This window comes from Duganella violaceipulchra (assembly GCF_019166075.1).
Taxonomy (GTDB): domain Bacteria; phylum Pseudomonadota; class Gammaproteobacteria; order Burkholderiales; family Burkholderiaceae_D; genus Rugamonas; species Rugamonas violaceipulchra.
In genome coordinates, this window is record NZ_JAHTGR010000034.1 from 20,934 (window position 1) to 33,718 (window position 12,785).

Here is a 12,785-nt window from a genome sequence, read left to right on the forward strand (position 1 = left end):
CATGCGCTCCCTGACCCCATCCCTCCGCCTGCTGTGCCTGGCCGCCGGCCTGGCCGCCGCGCCGGCCGCGCCGGCCGGCGAGCCGATCACGCCGGTGCCGCTGAGCTTGCACCAGGACCCGGCCAAGGCGGCGCTGGGCCGGCGCCTGTTCAACGACGTCCGGCTGTCGGCCAACAGCAGCGTCGCCTGCGCCAGCTGCCACGACGTCGCGCGCGGCGGCAGCGACCGGCGCGCCAAGTCGCTCGGTTTCCTGGGCCAGCCGGGCGCCGTCAACGCCCCCACCGTGCTCAACGCCGCGCTCAACTTCAAGCAATTCTGGGACGGTCGCGCCGACACCCTGGAGGCCCAGCTCGACATGGTGATCCGCAATCCGGTCGAGATGGGGTCGTCGTGGGAAGCCGTGCTGGCCAAGCTGGCGGGCGACGCCGCCTACCGCGACGGCTTCGCGGCCGCCTACCGCGACGGCCTGACCATCGCCAACCTGCGCCACGCCATCGTCAGCTACGAGCGCACGCTGATCACCCCCAACGCCCGCTTCGACCAGTACCTGCGCGGCGACGCCAACGCCATCACGGCGGCGGAAAAGACCGGCTACGCCAAGTTCAAGCGGTTCGGCTGCGTGGCCTGCCACCAGGGCGTCAACGTCGGCGGCAATATGTTCCAGAAGTTCGGCGTCATGGGCGACTACTTCGCCCAGCGCGGCGGTGCCAACGACGCCGACCGCGGCCGCTACGCCGTCACCGGCAACCCCGACGACCTGCATGTGTTCAAGGTGCCCAGCCTGCGCAACGTCACCCGCAGCGCGCCCTACTTCCACGACGGCTCGGCCGCCACGCTGGAGCAGGCGCTCGACGTCATGTTCAAATTCCAGCTGGGACGCAGCGGCAGCAAGCAGGACAAGGCCGACATCATCGCGTTCCTCAACACGCTCAACAGCACACCGGCGGGGCAGCCGTGAGCGCGCCCGTCCTGTGGTTCAAGCAGCACCTGCGTTCGCTGCCGCTGGCCTGCCTGTTGCTGGCCGTGCTGCTGGGCGCGATCTACGCGCGCAGCCTCGGCTACGACAGCAACGACTACTTCGCCAACGTCGCGCTGCTGCGGCAAGTGGGCCAGCTCGACGCGCAATGGGAGCTCGACGCGGTCAAGGCGCGCATCGGCCAGAACCCGAACTACGATGCGCTGGCCAATCCGCTGACGGCCTTGCACCAGCTGCCCTTGCAGATCGAGGCGTCGTCGCCGCCGCTGGCCGCCGCGCTGGACGCCTACCAGCAGACGCTGAGCGCGAAGGCGGCCCTGATGGAGACGTTCAAGTCGCACAATGCGGTGCTGCACAACTCGCTGGATTTCCTGCCCACCGCAGCGGCGGACATCGGCGCGCTGGCCAACCAGCAGCGCGGCCAGCGGCCGGAGGCGATGGGCCATGCGGAGGCGGGCGCCAACCGCTTGCTGCTGACCGTGCTGATCTACGCCGACAACCCGTCCGACAGCAGCCGCGCCGACGTCGAGCGGGAACTGGCCGGCCTGGCGAACACCCGCGCCGGCCTGTCCGCCGGGCTGAACGACCGGATCGAGATCATGAGCGCCCACGCGCGCACCGTGCTGGCCGAACAGGCGACGGTCGACCGGCTGCTGGCCGGCATCGCGGCGGCGCCCAGCAACGATCGGCTCGACGCCATCAGCGCCCTGCTGGGCCAGCAACAGCAATTGGCGATGCAGCGCCTGCACGCCTACCGCTACGGCCTGCTGCTGCTGTCGGCGCTGCTGGTCGGGCTGCTGGCCTACACCGCGCTGCGGCTGCTGCGCAGCCACGCCACGGTCCAGCGCGTCAACGCCGAACTGAAGACCGCCAACGACCACCTCGAAGGCCGGGTGCAGGAGCGCACCGGCGAGCTGCTGCAGGCGAACCATCTGCTGCTGCAGGAAATGGCCGAGCGCAAAGCCCTGCAAAGCCGGCTGGTGCAGTCGGAAAAACTGGCCTCGATCGGCCAGCTGGCGGCCGGCGTGGCGCACGAGATCAACAACCCGCTGGCCTTCCTGGCCTCCAACTTCGGCACGCTGGAAGAGTACCTGGACAAGCTGTTCGAGCTGCTCAACGCCTACGAAGCTGCCGAATCCGGCGCCGCCGCGCGCGAGGCGGTGGCGCGCACGCGCGAGCGGGTCGACCTGGCCTACCTGAAGGAAGACATACCGGTGCTGGTGGCCGAATCGCGCCACGGCATGCAGCGGGTCGGCAAGATCGTGCAGGACCTGAAGCAGTTTTCGCGCGTGGAGGCCAGCCAGGAGTGGGAGTGGGCTGACCTGCGCCGCGGCCTGCAATCGACGCTCAACCTGATCGGCAGCGACCTGGACGCGGTGGCCGACGTCCAGACCGAGTTCGCCCCGATGCCGGACATCGAATGCATGCCGTCGCAACTGAACCAGGTGTTCCTGCACCTGCTGCAAAACGCCGCCCAGTCCATCGGCCCCGAGCGCGGCAGCATCACCGTGCGCTGCGGCACTGAAGGCACCGAGGTCTGGGTCGAGGTCAGCGACACCGGCGCCGGCATCGCCGCCGAGGCGCTGCCGCGCATCTTCGACCCCTTCTACACCACCCGGCCGATCGGCAAGGGCACGGGGCTGGGGCTGTCGCTGTCCTACGGCATCGTGCAAAACCACCACGGACGCATCGACGTGCAAAGCACGCCGGGCCGGGGCAGCACCTTCCGCGTGACGCTGCCGGCCAGCCACCGCATGGCCGAGGCGTAGAAAATACGGGCGCGGCGCGGCTGCGCTTATAATCGGGAGGTCACGCCACAGCCACTCCACGGTCACGCCAGGAAAACAGCGCATGCAAGCAAACACCACCGTCACCTCGCCTGCCGCCGGCAGCCACGCCCACCTGTCCGGGCGCGTGCTCGGGCTGGCCAACCTGGGGCTGATGGTGCTCGACGCCAGCGGCCGCATCGTCATGTGGAACCAGTGGCTGGCCAGCCATTCCGGCCTGTCCGCCCACCGCGTGCAGGGCAGCGACCTGTTCGAGCAGTTCCCCGAGCTGCGCGGCCAGCGGCTGGAGCAGGCGGTGCACAGCGCGATGCAGAGCAACCTGCCGCAGCAACTGTCGCCGGCGCTGAACCGCTCGCCCTTCCCGCTGTACCCGACCGGCACCTGGGGCGGCGAACGGGTCGAGCAGGCGGTGTCGGTCACGCCTTTCACCGAAGGCAAGGAACGCTTTTGCCTGATCGAGGTGAGCGACATCAGCACCACCGTCGGCCGCGAACGCCAGCTGCGCGGCCAGGCCGAGGCGCTGCGCGCGCAATCGTATGTGGATGGCTTGACCGGCATCGCCAACCGCCGCCACTTCGACGTCGCGCTGGACCGCGAGCTGCGCCGGGCGCAGCGCAACCACGGCCAGCTGTCGCTGCTGCTGATGGACATCGATTCCTTCAAGGCCTATAACGACCACTTCGGCCACCAGCAGGGCGACGCCTGCCTGACCCTGGTGGCGGAAGCCTTCGCCGCCATGCTGCAACGCCCGGCCGACCTGGCCGCGCGCTACGGCGGCGAGGAGTTCGCCGCCGTGCTGCCCGACACCGGCCCGGAACAGGCGGCCCAGCACGCCGAAGCGATCCGCGCCCGCATCGCCGCGCTGGAGATCACCCACGCGCCGGCAGCCAACCGTCCGCACGTGACGATGAGCATCGGCGTGGCCACCTACGACAAGGACCGCCAGTGCGACGCCGCCGCCATGCTGGCCGCCGCCGACGGCTGCCTGTACGCCGCCAAGCGCGCAGGGCGCGACTGCGTGATCGTCGACCGTCCGGCAGAAACCGCCGCTTGACTGTCCACGCAAAGCGCCTACGACATGGGCTGGCGCCCTACCCGCACCGAGCAGGAGGCGTTGACGTGGTTTTCGGATTTTCTGCGCGACGAGGCGCGCGAACAGGAAAAGGAACTCGTTCCTACCTCGGAATCACAACGTCTGGAATTTCAACGAACCATTGCGCCCGACGCAGCAGCCGCTTGATTTTCCCTTGGGTCATGTCGCCCCAGATTTGACCGTGATAAGGATTCACACGGATGGGATCGTCGTAGATGGGATCAAACCCTACCGTGAGTGTTTCTTGTCGAAAGTCTCGTGCGACAAATCGGACGGCACCAATCGCCGCAGGCGGGGGAAGCATGATCTGGACTAGCGGATCAAGTCCATCATCCAGTATCAACTGCTCAAGGTCCACAGAGATACCGGTGGTTGGAGAACTAATTTTCAGAAGTAGAGAAGAAAGCCGACGTCCCCCTTCCCGTCCGGGACCAGATGATGTTCCGTAACCTTCCGCAAAATGCCGTCGGTATCGTAGATTCCGTCGTGATCGTGCGGCGTTACGTTTCCATCTGTATCACGCGGCGGCGGGGACAACACCGTCGCCCTCGGTAATTGCAAGCAGCCACTTTGCCACTTGGGAGAAATCCCTTGTCAGCGACAACTCCTCGTCAGCGCCGTAGTTGGCAAAACTGACAAATGCGCGGACGTCATACGGCCTCACAATGTGCAGTTCCAAATCGCCATGCGCGGTATGCCATTCAATCTGGAGATCCCCTACCGCCCCAGGGACGATTGCCGGCGTCGGAGTGTCCGGCCCACATATCTGCGATAAAAGCTGCGCAGCAAAATACGCATTTTCGTGGGAAACTGCCACTCCCCGATAACCGTCCCACCCATACGCAAGCTGTCGAAGCGCTGCAAGCTTGGCACGTACTGCGTCCAGCATTGACGAGTTCGACGCGCTCATGCTGATCGCACGATAAACGGCCTGAGCTCGCTCATGGCGAGTCACCGCTCCAGAAAATGTTGAGTTATACATTCTTGATTCCCCATTTCTCATGCGCATATGGAGTAGTAATTTCGCTAAATTTTTTCACGATTGCGCTGCGGCCGTAGATCATAAAGTCCATTGCGGATGCAATGGTTGTCTCAAGCGGAGCTCCCCGCATCGAGATAGTCAGCCCAAATGTGGGCCTGCCCTTTACATCCATCCCGGAACCACAGTCAATGAACATTCTTGCGTAAGGTGAGCCATTGTCTCGCCTGAAAACATGCCGCAGGCTAAAGCCGATGCTCTCCGATTCAATCTGCTTGCCAGCCCACAGCGTCACCCACTTCGCGAGGTCTCGTTCGGCCTCCGATTCAATGGCGATCTTATTGATATAAGAAATCTCGCACTGATTGATTGCAAGAGACTGCGGTTCCAGTTGGCCAGCATATTTTTCGAGCAGAGAAAGCTCGTTGTTGAAATCATCGGCCATCGCTTCAAAGTGGGGATAACTGCCGGAGCCCTCCACTTTGCGCCAATTGTGCAAAAGTCGGTCAGGTTGAAACTGCCTCCAAAAATTTCAAATGACGGAGGTAACGGTGAGTGCTCTTCAACGCGAGGATATTTGTCACGATACAGCTCCCAAACTTGGCCACATCGTATCTGCTGATAGCCAGTCAGAGAGTCAAATTGAACACCAAGAACTACCTCATCGAGCGGAGGCGCGTCGAAGTCAGGCAAATCAGCAGGTCTTTTGCGAGGAATATTCATCAAGGAAACTGTGACATGTTTAGAGCACTATACTCCATTGACCATAGACTGCAATCCACTACGATAATCAAATAGCCTCGGTCGGCAGTTCCGTTGCGGGCCGCGACGATACGCCCTGCGCCAATGCAGCAGCCTGCTCGGCGGCCTGCGCGCGCAGGAAGGCGGGACGCTGGCGCAGCCGCTGCCAATAGGCGGCGACGGCCGGCGTGAACGATGTATGCAATCCCAGCTGCTCGGCCAGCAGCAGCGCGTAGCCGATCGAGACGTCGGCCGCTGTGAAACGGCCCGCGCACAGGAACTCGTTCTGCTCCAGGCGCGGCGTCAATGTCTTCAGGCGCGACAGGAACCAGCGCGAATAATCCTCCACCACCTGCGGCTGCAAACGCTCCGGCGATTCGAAGCGGCTGTAGCGCAGCACCAGCGTTTGCGGAAAGGTCAGCGTGGCTTCGCCGAAGTGCAGATAGTTCAACCACGCGCCGTAGTCCGCCTCGTCCAGCGCGACGTTCAGCCGCGCCGCCGGATGGCGCTCGGCCAGGTACTGGCAGATCGCCGCCGATTCCGTCATCCGCATGTCGCCGTCGAAGAAGGCAGGTACGGTGCCGCAGGGATTAATGTCGAGGTAGGACTTGTCGTGTACGCGCGGTGGGAAGGCCATCATGCGCAACTCATATGGCAGCCCAAGCTCCTCCAGCATCCACAACGGACGGAAGGAACGCGCGGCGATGCTGTGGTAGAGGATCATGGTGCTTCCTTATTTCGATGCAGAAGATTGTGACCTGCCTGCAACCCCGCAGGAAATCTAGAATTTCTCGACACTGCCAATCTTGCGTGTACCTAACCGTGTACCGATAGATAGAAGTGTCCCTCAATTAGGCGCAGGCCCAATGCGGATGTGGACTGTACGACCTAGTTGGGCTGTGCTATGGCAACGCGGCTTTCACAACCTGCATACGCTGATCAAACAGATCGGCCTGAGTGCATAACTGCTTCACGTCTCCCCACCTAGAGGTCACAACTTCAGCCAAGTCTTTATATACCCGGACGCTCTTTCTAACCCGTAAATTCTTGGGCAGTACTGCTAATCGCCCTTCAACATTTAGATTGCATTCCAAGCCTTGTAGCAAAGCGTGATCGCTCGGAAGGACTGCTGCCGAAAGCCATGCCTCAGTTGCTTTGGACGGGATACAGAACATGCTTTTGGCTCCAGTTGCTGGGATACCTAACCAGCTTAATAAAACCGCTTCCATCGCTGCCACAGTACTAGAGGGAGGTGGACACGGAAGCGAACACGGCAGTGCATGCAAATTGGCGGCAGCCTCTACCACTGCTTGACCACAATCCTCATAGCTTTTATCCGCGACATCCGCGTCAATATGCACAATGACAAGGTCATAGTCACTTAGCGTTGGATCTGCCTCAATACTGGTGGCTCCCCTCTGACGAAATTCCTGGCACCACTTGAAGACGCCCCCCCAACCACTACCGAGCTTAGGCTTGTTAGGTTCGGGCTGCAATTGATCAAGTAAAAATGGCCGCTGTAATATCGCCTTCAACGCTGCATGTATCAAGACGTAGTCTGTGTCCCCTTCCGCCACCAAAGCAATCCTCGGGTCAGACATTTGGCATAGCCCCTAAATTCCCCATCATCCATAGACGCGACAGCGGATAGGTAGCGTGGAGTTTTGCCAATTCTGGATTAAGTTCGATACGCCGAATCACGGTATGCCCGTCGCTATTGCGCTCCACTGCAAACAGTCGCGTATCAGTAGCCTCCAAATCTAAGCCATCCAGAACGGCGGGATTGTGAGCAGTGAACAGCAGTTGCCGTCCACTCTCGCCTCTCGCCAGCCAATCCGACAACTTCGCAGTCAGGCGACCCACTAAGCGAGGATTTAGTGCTTGGTCTAGGTTATCAATTGCAAAAATCTTCGGTGCGTGAGGTGAGATGCACAAGATCGCACAGAACAGAACGTACAGTGCCCCTTCGCTAGCATCATAAGCTGTTAGAGTGTTACGGCTTTTTCGCATAAACCGATCCGTGAACTTCAGCACCACTTGCGTGCGTGCCACAGAAGGCGACAAAAGAGAGCCCGCAGACGAGGTGGTTTGAATATCCGCGACCCAATCCACAAGCTCATACACACTGTCCATCAAATCGTCGTCTGGTTCGAGTACTTGCTTTCGAAATTCGGCGAACGCTTCCGCCAACCGCCCTCCGGCTAAACCCAATGGATTGCGTGATTGCGGATCGCTAATCATGGCGCGAAGAGTAGGGGTGTTCGGGGAATAGATGGCAAAATTCTGCAAGCGCTCCATTAGATCAGCAGCACCACTATCCCTGTCGATTTCCACGGCTTTCAACGCAGCCAGCCCAGCTGACGGCGTTAAATTGCGTTTATTCCGCACTCCATCAGAGACAATTTCAATGTCCCCCTCCACCAGCCTCTCGGTCTTGAATGACCAAGCAGGATCAGGATTTTCTAGAGGATTCAGCAGCGAAACCTTATAGCTGGCATCACGAGTACTTTCAGCGGACAGTCCAATGTGCCCCGGCACAGTTACCGATTCAAAGGATGTTTTGTATAGCCTTGGAACCCCTGGACGAACTCCTCTACGCAGTAGAGACTCATCATCAACCTTTCCGCTGGCAGCGGCCCCAAGGACACCAATCGCCTCTAGAATATTGCTCTTACCAACCCCATTAGCGCCAATAAAGCAATTTATCCGCCCCAAATCTAAGGGCTGGGAAACAATAGATTTGAAGCCATCTATGTGTATTGTTTTTATCATAGAACTTCCGAAAAAAATTGCGTACGACCCGTCATAGCACCATCGCCGCTGATCCCTTATGCCCCCGCTGCGGTAGGACAGGCGGGCATATCGCGATCCTACTTTGCTTGAGCTAGTACACCTGTAATAATGACCAAGCTCCACAAGGAGCGCGAACGTCGAGTTGAGTTTACACCGCCCGGCACACCGAAGCATCGTCCATGCATCGATTGAGCTGGATTGAATCGCATTGCCGCACTGAGCGACTATTTTTTATCTGTTATGGCAGATATGCCTTTAATTTGAAACCACTTCTTCGACGAAACCAACGGAGAGCTAAATCGATTTCCGCCGACTCTCGTTACAGACTGGATTAATGCGTTCATCGCCTCCCTCAATCCTTCCTCTTTGTACGCAAGGGAGGGGGTGTCATCCGTCATGCACTGAACGGTAGGATGGCCAATATCTTTCAAGTACATGTCGAAGGTATCTCGGGCAACCACCATACCGTAAATTCGCCAAGCATATTTTTTACCGAGATAGCGTCCGTCGAGCGCTCCGTGCCGTACTCGTTCATCGGATTTTCGACCTTCGGCAGCACGTAACTGTTCGCCAAACAACCCCGCAACATAATAGCTCTTTTGAGGATCGACATCATCCGCCTTTGCCGTCGCTGACATGTCTACCCAATTCACACCATCCTCAACCGTATATCCAATGTTGTAACGTTGCCCCTCATCAAGAAGGGGCTCTTGATTAGCGATAAACTGGTACACAGAACTGGTTGTCTCTGGCGTAAAGCGGTGCAGAAATTTTCCTGTCTGAAGCGCGGTAATTGTGTAGTTTGTCACAATGAGTACTGGTGTCGTAAAGAGCTCTCGCGACTTCATTAAATCTCCTTTGCATTTTACATAGGACCACCTAGTTCATGCCCACAACACTATCACGGCAAACCGTAGAACTTAGCAATTGCACTCGTTAATAGGCCGCCCGCCGCCGCAACACCAATATCCCACCCACCAGACGCTGCACGGACCATCATCTTTCCTACCCAAGCACTTACCTTCGGCCCAAGCTTCGAGCTTGACTCAGGGCGCGAATCCGATGCAATCGCCACTTCTAATTGTTTAACCTCATCCGTCTTGACTCCCTGCTGCTCTAAATATTTAGCTAGCGATTCAAAGTTAGACGATTGGACGGTTAGTGAATTGGTCTGCGAAACAGTCCCACCGCTGACGTTCCCAAGCACGCCCTGAAAATTCTCGATACGAATGTTGTTCGACATCGCCGCGCTCCTTTCTTGTTCGGAAAACGAAAGCCCATGCCCCAGCACCCCCTGCTCCTCAAGCTGAAGTGCCCATTCTAAGATACGGGTTCTAACTGCCTGGAGTGTAGCAAGCAAAGTGCTCGCACTGACTATTCGGACGGGACGCATCGGATAATCACCTTGAGCCTGCATTACTGCATTTTCTTGCTTGGGCGGCAAGTAGTAGCAGATAGCCTCTCCCCCATCGACAGAAGCAAGTTCTTGAATTTTGCTTACCGATTCAAAAACTCTCACTACGCTTAGAGTCTTACGAAGTTCCGGAGGCATCTCCAAAGGAATCAAACCGCGATAAGGATTCTGAACTCTCACGTCACCGTAGATGATTCGATAGTCTGGAATTGAGTTTGCGTCCTTATACCCGTTAAGTTCTGCTCCTATCCACACCTTGAAGTCATCTAACCGCAGTTTGGTCGCAACGATCAATGCCTTCCGCAATAGATCCGCGATGTCATGTTTGCTGCTCGATGCCAGCTCTTGAAGTTGCAGTATGATTGGTTGTGCCATTTAGTTTTTATCCGACCAGTTGCAAAGTTGGACGCTGTACCTGTTTAGGAACTCCGGGAGGACGTGTGGGTATATCAAACCCAACTAAGTTCCGAAGCAACGCTGTAGAAATCCGCAACGACTCCGCAACGTCTTCAGCGTATATCGCCTTCTTCTCGGCCAGCATTCTAAAGGCCCGAGCTACCAATTCAGGTCCCTCTTGTTCAACCAAATGGTCTTCACGTTCACCTGTCGCCTCACCAGTTCGTCGCAAAGTGATTGCTCCTGTCTTGTACTGGTCTTCACTAATGAGCTCAAGTTGCCGAGCCCGATACAAGACAGCAGCTTTGCTAACTTTCCACGATAGCTTGAACTCAGAGAGTCCTTGCCAATCCAACCTTGCTCCTCGTGGTCTAGGAAAGTGCTTAGCCATCATAGAACGTGGTATTAATAACGCACCAGCAAATCGATTTGCCTGCCCCTCAGTCAGCCTATCTCCGGTAACAATGCCCGTGTGTAGGACAAAGTGGCCCAGTTCGTGCCCGATATCAGTACGCTGACGGCAGATACTTTCTTTGGCTTCGTTCCGAACAATGATGGGGCGAGGAACCGCTACAGATAGCGCATCAATCTCCTTTGAGAAAGATTGGAAGCTAGTAATCACAGCGCCGACGTTTTCTGCAAGTCTATGCATATTCGCTATGGGCCCTAGCCCAAGCTCCCATTCCCTACGACATTGTTCCGCCGCCTTCTCAATGTCTTCTGCGGAACTGACATTCGCAATTTCCGGGATGCGGACCTTGGGAAGACGCAACTCTTTATCCAGATATCTGACTAGCCGACCAGTCAACTCACCCCTTGCCATAACTACATTTTTCACCATAGCTCTAGTTGTGAAGAGCTTGCGAAAATGAAAATTGTCTTCCTCTAGCATCGCAGTATGGTCACACAGCAAAAATGAAGGTGCTACCTCCAAAACATCTGCGAGTTGCTCCAATAAAGCCGGGGTAGGCGAAGCTTGCCCAGTTTCAAGCTTATGAAGGTATTGGCGAGTCTTATCAACTCGCTCTGCAACCTCCTCAAGAGCGAAACCACTAAAAATTCGAGCGAGCCGAAGCTCGCTCCCATTGAATTGATTTTGCATCACTTACTCAGCACTATCCGTTCCGGTATTACGCGTCGCAGGGTTAGAGTCTTCCTCGCTTGAATTCGAAAGGTCATCCTCTCCAGCTTCGCGGACATCAATTTCAGCAGGTCCCATATTCGCAGCAGGAGGAATTACCTGATCAACCGAATACAGGGGCGCCGCTCCACCCTCATAGTGCCACATCGAAATTTTTTCATTGAACTTGTTGTATCCAACAAAATAAATCTGATCTTCGTCCTCCTCCGTGAGCGCACGCTCAATCACGAAGCGCCATAGCAAGGGGACGTTGTCCTCTTCTTCAAATAAGCAGAGGAAACCATCGCGTTTGAAAAATCCAGCCTTCTCAGGGTTCTCCACGTCGTCCCGGAAAAACTTGCACTTCACGTTCACAATGGAAATTTCTACCCCCATGCCCATGCACTTGACCGAGAGCCACGGCAGCTCCTTATTCCGAGCAAGAGCAATTAGCATGTTACGGGTGCGTCCATACACAGGACATTCCCTGGTGTAGTTATCGTCGAATTCGGTATCCATCTGCCGGATAGTGAGATAACGCACGTCTAACATTTTGGCAGCAATAGTACCAAGCCGCTCGTCAGTGAGGTCTGAGGAAAAGGTACTCGGGTGAGGATATTCCACAAGCGGCTCCTTGCAAAAAGTGGATTTTGTAAACCACATCATCTTGCATTTATCTAGAATTGTCAACCGGTTGTGTTCGCCCCCCTGCCCTCACAATCCTGCGGCAGACAGCAGGTCCGACGGATGGCAGCTCATCGCTGCGGCGATCTTCATTAAATTCAAAATTGTCACGTTCCGTTCGCCACGCTCGATCTTACCCATGTGGGACCGGTCAATGCCAGCGTAATCCGCAAGTGCTTCCTGCGACAAGCTGAGCGCCTGGCGACGAGCGCGGATAGAGCTGCCCAAGCGCACCAGCGCGTTATCGTGATCGGTTTTTACTGAGACTCTTGCCATGTCGCAATGGTCTCGCTATGATGCGAAAACGACCACGGCATTTACGACCCATTTTTTTGCCGGCCACCTACCTGACCTCGTGAAAGCGTTATATGACAAAGACAACCGTAGCAATAGCCGCAGCGCTCATTAGCTTGCTTCTTTGTGGCTGCAACAATGCACTTGATTTTCGCAACGCAGAGATATCAAATAACAAGATTTATGAAAATGGGAAAAACACTGGATTTAGTGGAAAGGTAACGAATATTCCATTGAACAAAATACCATTCGGAGAATTAGTCCCAGTTTCCAACATGGTCGGAAAAGTCACGGGAAACAAGGTACTCAACGATTTAATATATTTAAACTCGCTTCCAGTAGTCAAAAATGGCGGAGTTATCTGCGATGCCGTAACAAATGAGGCTCAATGCCGTTCCGTGTGGAATTTGACATCGGGTAACATGTCGGTTACATCCACTTTCTGAGTTCACGAGTCCCCGATGAGTATTGGCGTCGAAACCCTGTTCACCACCGCGCTGGGCCTGCA

The 12,785-nt window shown here is 57.0% G+C and carries 15 protein-coding genes; 5 read left to right on the plus strand and 10 right to left on the minus strand.

What is annotated here, in order from left to right:
* Position 1 precedes the first annotated feature (1 nt).
* The 4 genes from KVP70_RS31795 to KVP70_RS31810 all read left to right on the plus strand — a co-directional run bounded on the left by KVP70_RS31795 (position 2) and on the right by KVP70_RS31810 (position 4,003).
* Positions 2–958 carry a cytochrome-c peroxidase gene (locus tag KVP70_RS31795; protein ID WP_217946391.1) on the plus strand — a complete coding sequence of 319 codons (957 nt, stop codon included), beginning with the start codon at positions 2–4 and terminating at the stop codon, positions 956–958.
* A complete protein-coding gene (locus KVP70_RS34545; protein WP_262311820.1) occupies positions 955–2,745 on the plus strand; it encodes a DAHL domain-containing protein in 1,791 nt (596 codons plus the stop codon). The genes KVP70_RS31795 and KVP70_RS34545 overlap by 4 nt, the downstream gene beginning before the upstream one ends.
* Positions 2,746–2,827: 82 nt before the next feature.
* The gene (locus KVP70_RS31805; RefSeq protein ID WP_217946392.1) at positions 2,828–3,817 is read left to right on the plus strand and encodes a sensor domain-containing diguanylate cyclase; all 990 of its coding nucleotides are present in this window, start codon (positions 2,828–2,830) and stop codon (positions 3,815–3,817) included.
* 24 nt (positions 3,818–3,841) lie between these two features.
* A complete protein-coding gene (locus tag KVP70_RS31810; protein ID WP_217946393.1) occupies positions 3,842–4,003 on the plus strand; it encodes a hypothetical protein in 162 nt (53 codons plus the stop codon).
* 370 nt (positions 4,004–4,373) lie between these two features.
* Here the strand turns inward: KVP70_RS31810 and KVP70_RS31815 are convergent, their stop codons facing one another.
* From KVP70_RS31815 to KVP70_RS31860, 10 genes are all read right to left on the minus strand, one after another.
* Positions 4,374–4,838: a hypothetical protein gene (locus KVP70_RS31815; protein WP_217946394.1), complete on the minus strand. Its 465-nt coding sequence runs from the start codon at positions 4,836–4,838 to the stop codon at positions 4,374–4,376.
* Positions 4,831–5,334 (minus strand): hypothetical protein, encoded by a 504-nt coding sequence (locus tag KVP70_RS31820; RefSeq protein ID WP_217946395.1) that lies wholly within the window; start codon positions 5,332–5,334, stop codon positions 4,831–4,833. The genes KVP70_RS31815 and KVP70_RS31820 overlap by 8 nt, the downstream gene beginning before the upstream one ends.
* Before the next feature lie 291 nt (positions 5,335–5,625).
* Positions 5,626–6,300 (minus strand): glutathione S-transferase family protein, encoded by a 675-nt coding sequence (locus tag KVP70_RS31825; RefSeq protein ID WP_217946397.1) that lies wholly within the window; start codon positions 6,298–6,300, stop codon positions 5,626–5,628.
* A gap of 178 nt (positions 6,301–6,478) precedes the next feature.
* Positions 6,479–7,177, minus strand: coding sequence for a hypothetical protein (locus KVP70_RS31830; protein ID WP_217946398.1), 699 nt, complete (start codon positions 7,175–7,177; stop codon positions 6,479–6,481).
* Entirely contained in the window at positions 7,170–8,348 is a 1,179-nt protein-coding gene (locus tag KVP70_RS31835) for an AAA family ATPase (RefSeq protein WP_217946400.1), read from the minus strand. Before KVP70_RS31835 ends, KVP70_RS31830 begins: the two co-directional genes overlap by 8 nt.
* Before the next feature lie 245 nt (positions 8,349–8,593).
* Entirely contained in the window at positions 8,594–9,217 is a 624-nt protein-coding gene (locus KVP70_RS31840; RefSeq protein ID WP_217946401.1) for a hypothetical protein, read from the minus strand.
* A 53-nt stretch (positions 9,218–9,270) separates the two neighbouring features.
* The gene (locus KVP70_RS31845) at positions 9,271–10,158 is read right to left on the minus strand and encodes an AbiTii domain-containing protein (RefSeq protein ID WP_217946402.1); all 888 of its coding nucleotides are present in this window, start codon (positions 10,156–10,158) and stop codon (positions 9,271–9,273) included.
* 7 nt (positions 10,159–10,165) lie between these two features.
* Positions 10,166–11,281 carry a helix-turn-helix domain-containing protein gene (locus KVP70_RS31850; RefSeq protein WP_217946403.1) on the minus strand — a complete coding sequence of 372 codons (1,116 nt, stop codon included), beginning with the start codon at positions 11,279–11,281 and terminating at the stop codon, positions 10,166–10,168.
* Between the two features lie 3 nt (positions 11,282–11,284).
* On the minus strand, positions 11,285–11,923 hold the full coding sequence (locus tag KVP70_RS31855; protein ID WP_217946404.1) for a hypothetical protein: 639 nt from the start codon (positions 11,921–11,923) through the stop codon (positions 11,285–11,287).
* A 90-nt stretch (positions 11,924–12,013) separates the two neighbouring features.
* Positions 12,014–12,259: a helix-turn-helix domain-containing protein gene (locus KVP70_RS31860; RefSeq protein WP_217946405.1), complete on the minus strand. Its 246-nt coding sequence runs from the start codon at positions 12,257–12,259 to the stop codon at positions 12,014–12,016.
* Positions 12,260–12,351: 92 nt separating this feature from the next.
* Between KVP70_RS31860 and KVP70_RS31865 the strand changes: the two genes are divergently transcribed.
* A complete protein-coding gene (locus tag KVP70_RS31865) occupies positions 12,352–12,723 on the plus strand; it encodes a hypothetical protein (protein ID WP_217946406.1) in 372 nt (123 codons plus the stop codon).
* Positions 12,724–12,785: the final 62 nt, after the last annotated feature.

Excerpts from the sequence above, each read along its gene's own strand:
- KVP70_RS31815 (WP_217946394.1), bottom strand. The coding sequence starts at position 4,838 with ATGTATAACTCAACATTTTCTGGAGCGGTGACTCGCCATGAGCGAGCT.
- KVP70_RS31860 (WP_217946405.1), bottom strand. The coding sequence starts at position 12,259 with ATGGCAAGAGTCTCAGTAAAAACCGATCACGATAACGCGCTGGTGCGC.
- KVP70_RS31850 (WP_217946403.1), bottom strand. The coding sequence starts at position 11,281 with ATGCAAAATCAATTCAATGGGAGCGAGCTTCGGCTCGCTCGAATTTTT.
- KVP70_RS31845 (WP_217946402.1), bottom strand. The coding sequence starts at position 10,158 with ATGGCACAACCAATCATACTGCAACTTCAAGAGCTGGCATCGAGCAGC.
- KVP70_RS31805 (WP_217946392.1), top strand. The coding sequence starts at position 2,828 with ATGCAAGCAAACACCACCGTCACCTCGCCTGCCGCCGGCAGCCACGCC.
- KVP70_RS31795 (WP_217946391.1), top strand. The coding sequence starts at position 2 with ATGCGCTCCCTGACCCCATCCCTCCGCCTGCTGTGCCTGGCCGCCGGC.
- KVP70_RS31825 (WP_217946397.1), bottom strand. The coding sequence starts at position 6,300 with ATGATCCTCTACCACAGCATCGCCGCGCGTTCCTTCCGTCCGTTGTGG.
- KVP70_RS31835 (WP_217946400.1), bottom strand. The coding sequence starts at position 8,348 with ATGATAAAAACAATACACATAGATGGCTTCAAATCTATTGTTTCCCAG.
- KVP70_RS31810 (WP_217946393.1), top strand. The coding sequence starts at position 3,842 with ATGGGCTGGCGCCCTACCCGCACCGAGCAGGAGGCGTTGACGTGGTTT.
- KVP70_RS31840 (WP_217946401.1), bottom strand. The coding sequence starts at position 9,217 with ATGAAGTCGCGAGAGCTCTTTACGACACCAGTACTCATTGTGACAAAC.
- KVP70_RS31830 (WP_217946398.1), bottom strand. The coding sequence starts at position 7,177 with ATGTCTGACCCGAGGATTGCTTTGGTGGCGGAAGGGGACACAGACTAC.
- KVP70_RS31865 (WP_217946406.1), top strand. The coding sequence starts at position 12,352 with ATGACAAAGACAACCGTAGCAATAGCCGCAGCGCTCATTAGCTTGCTT.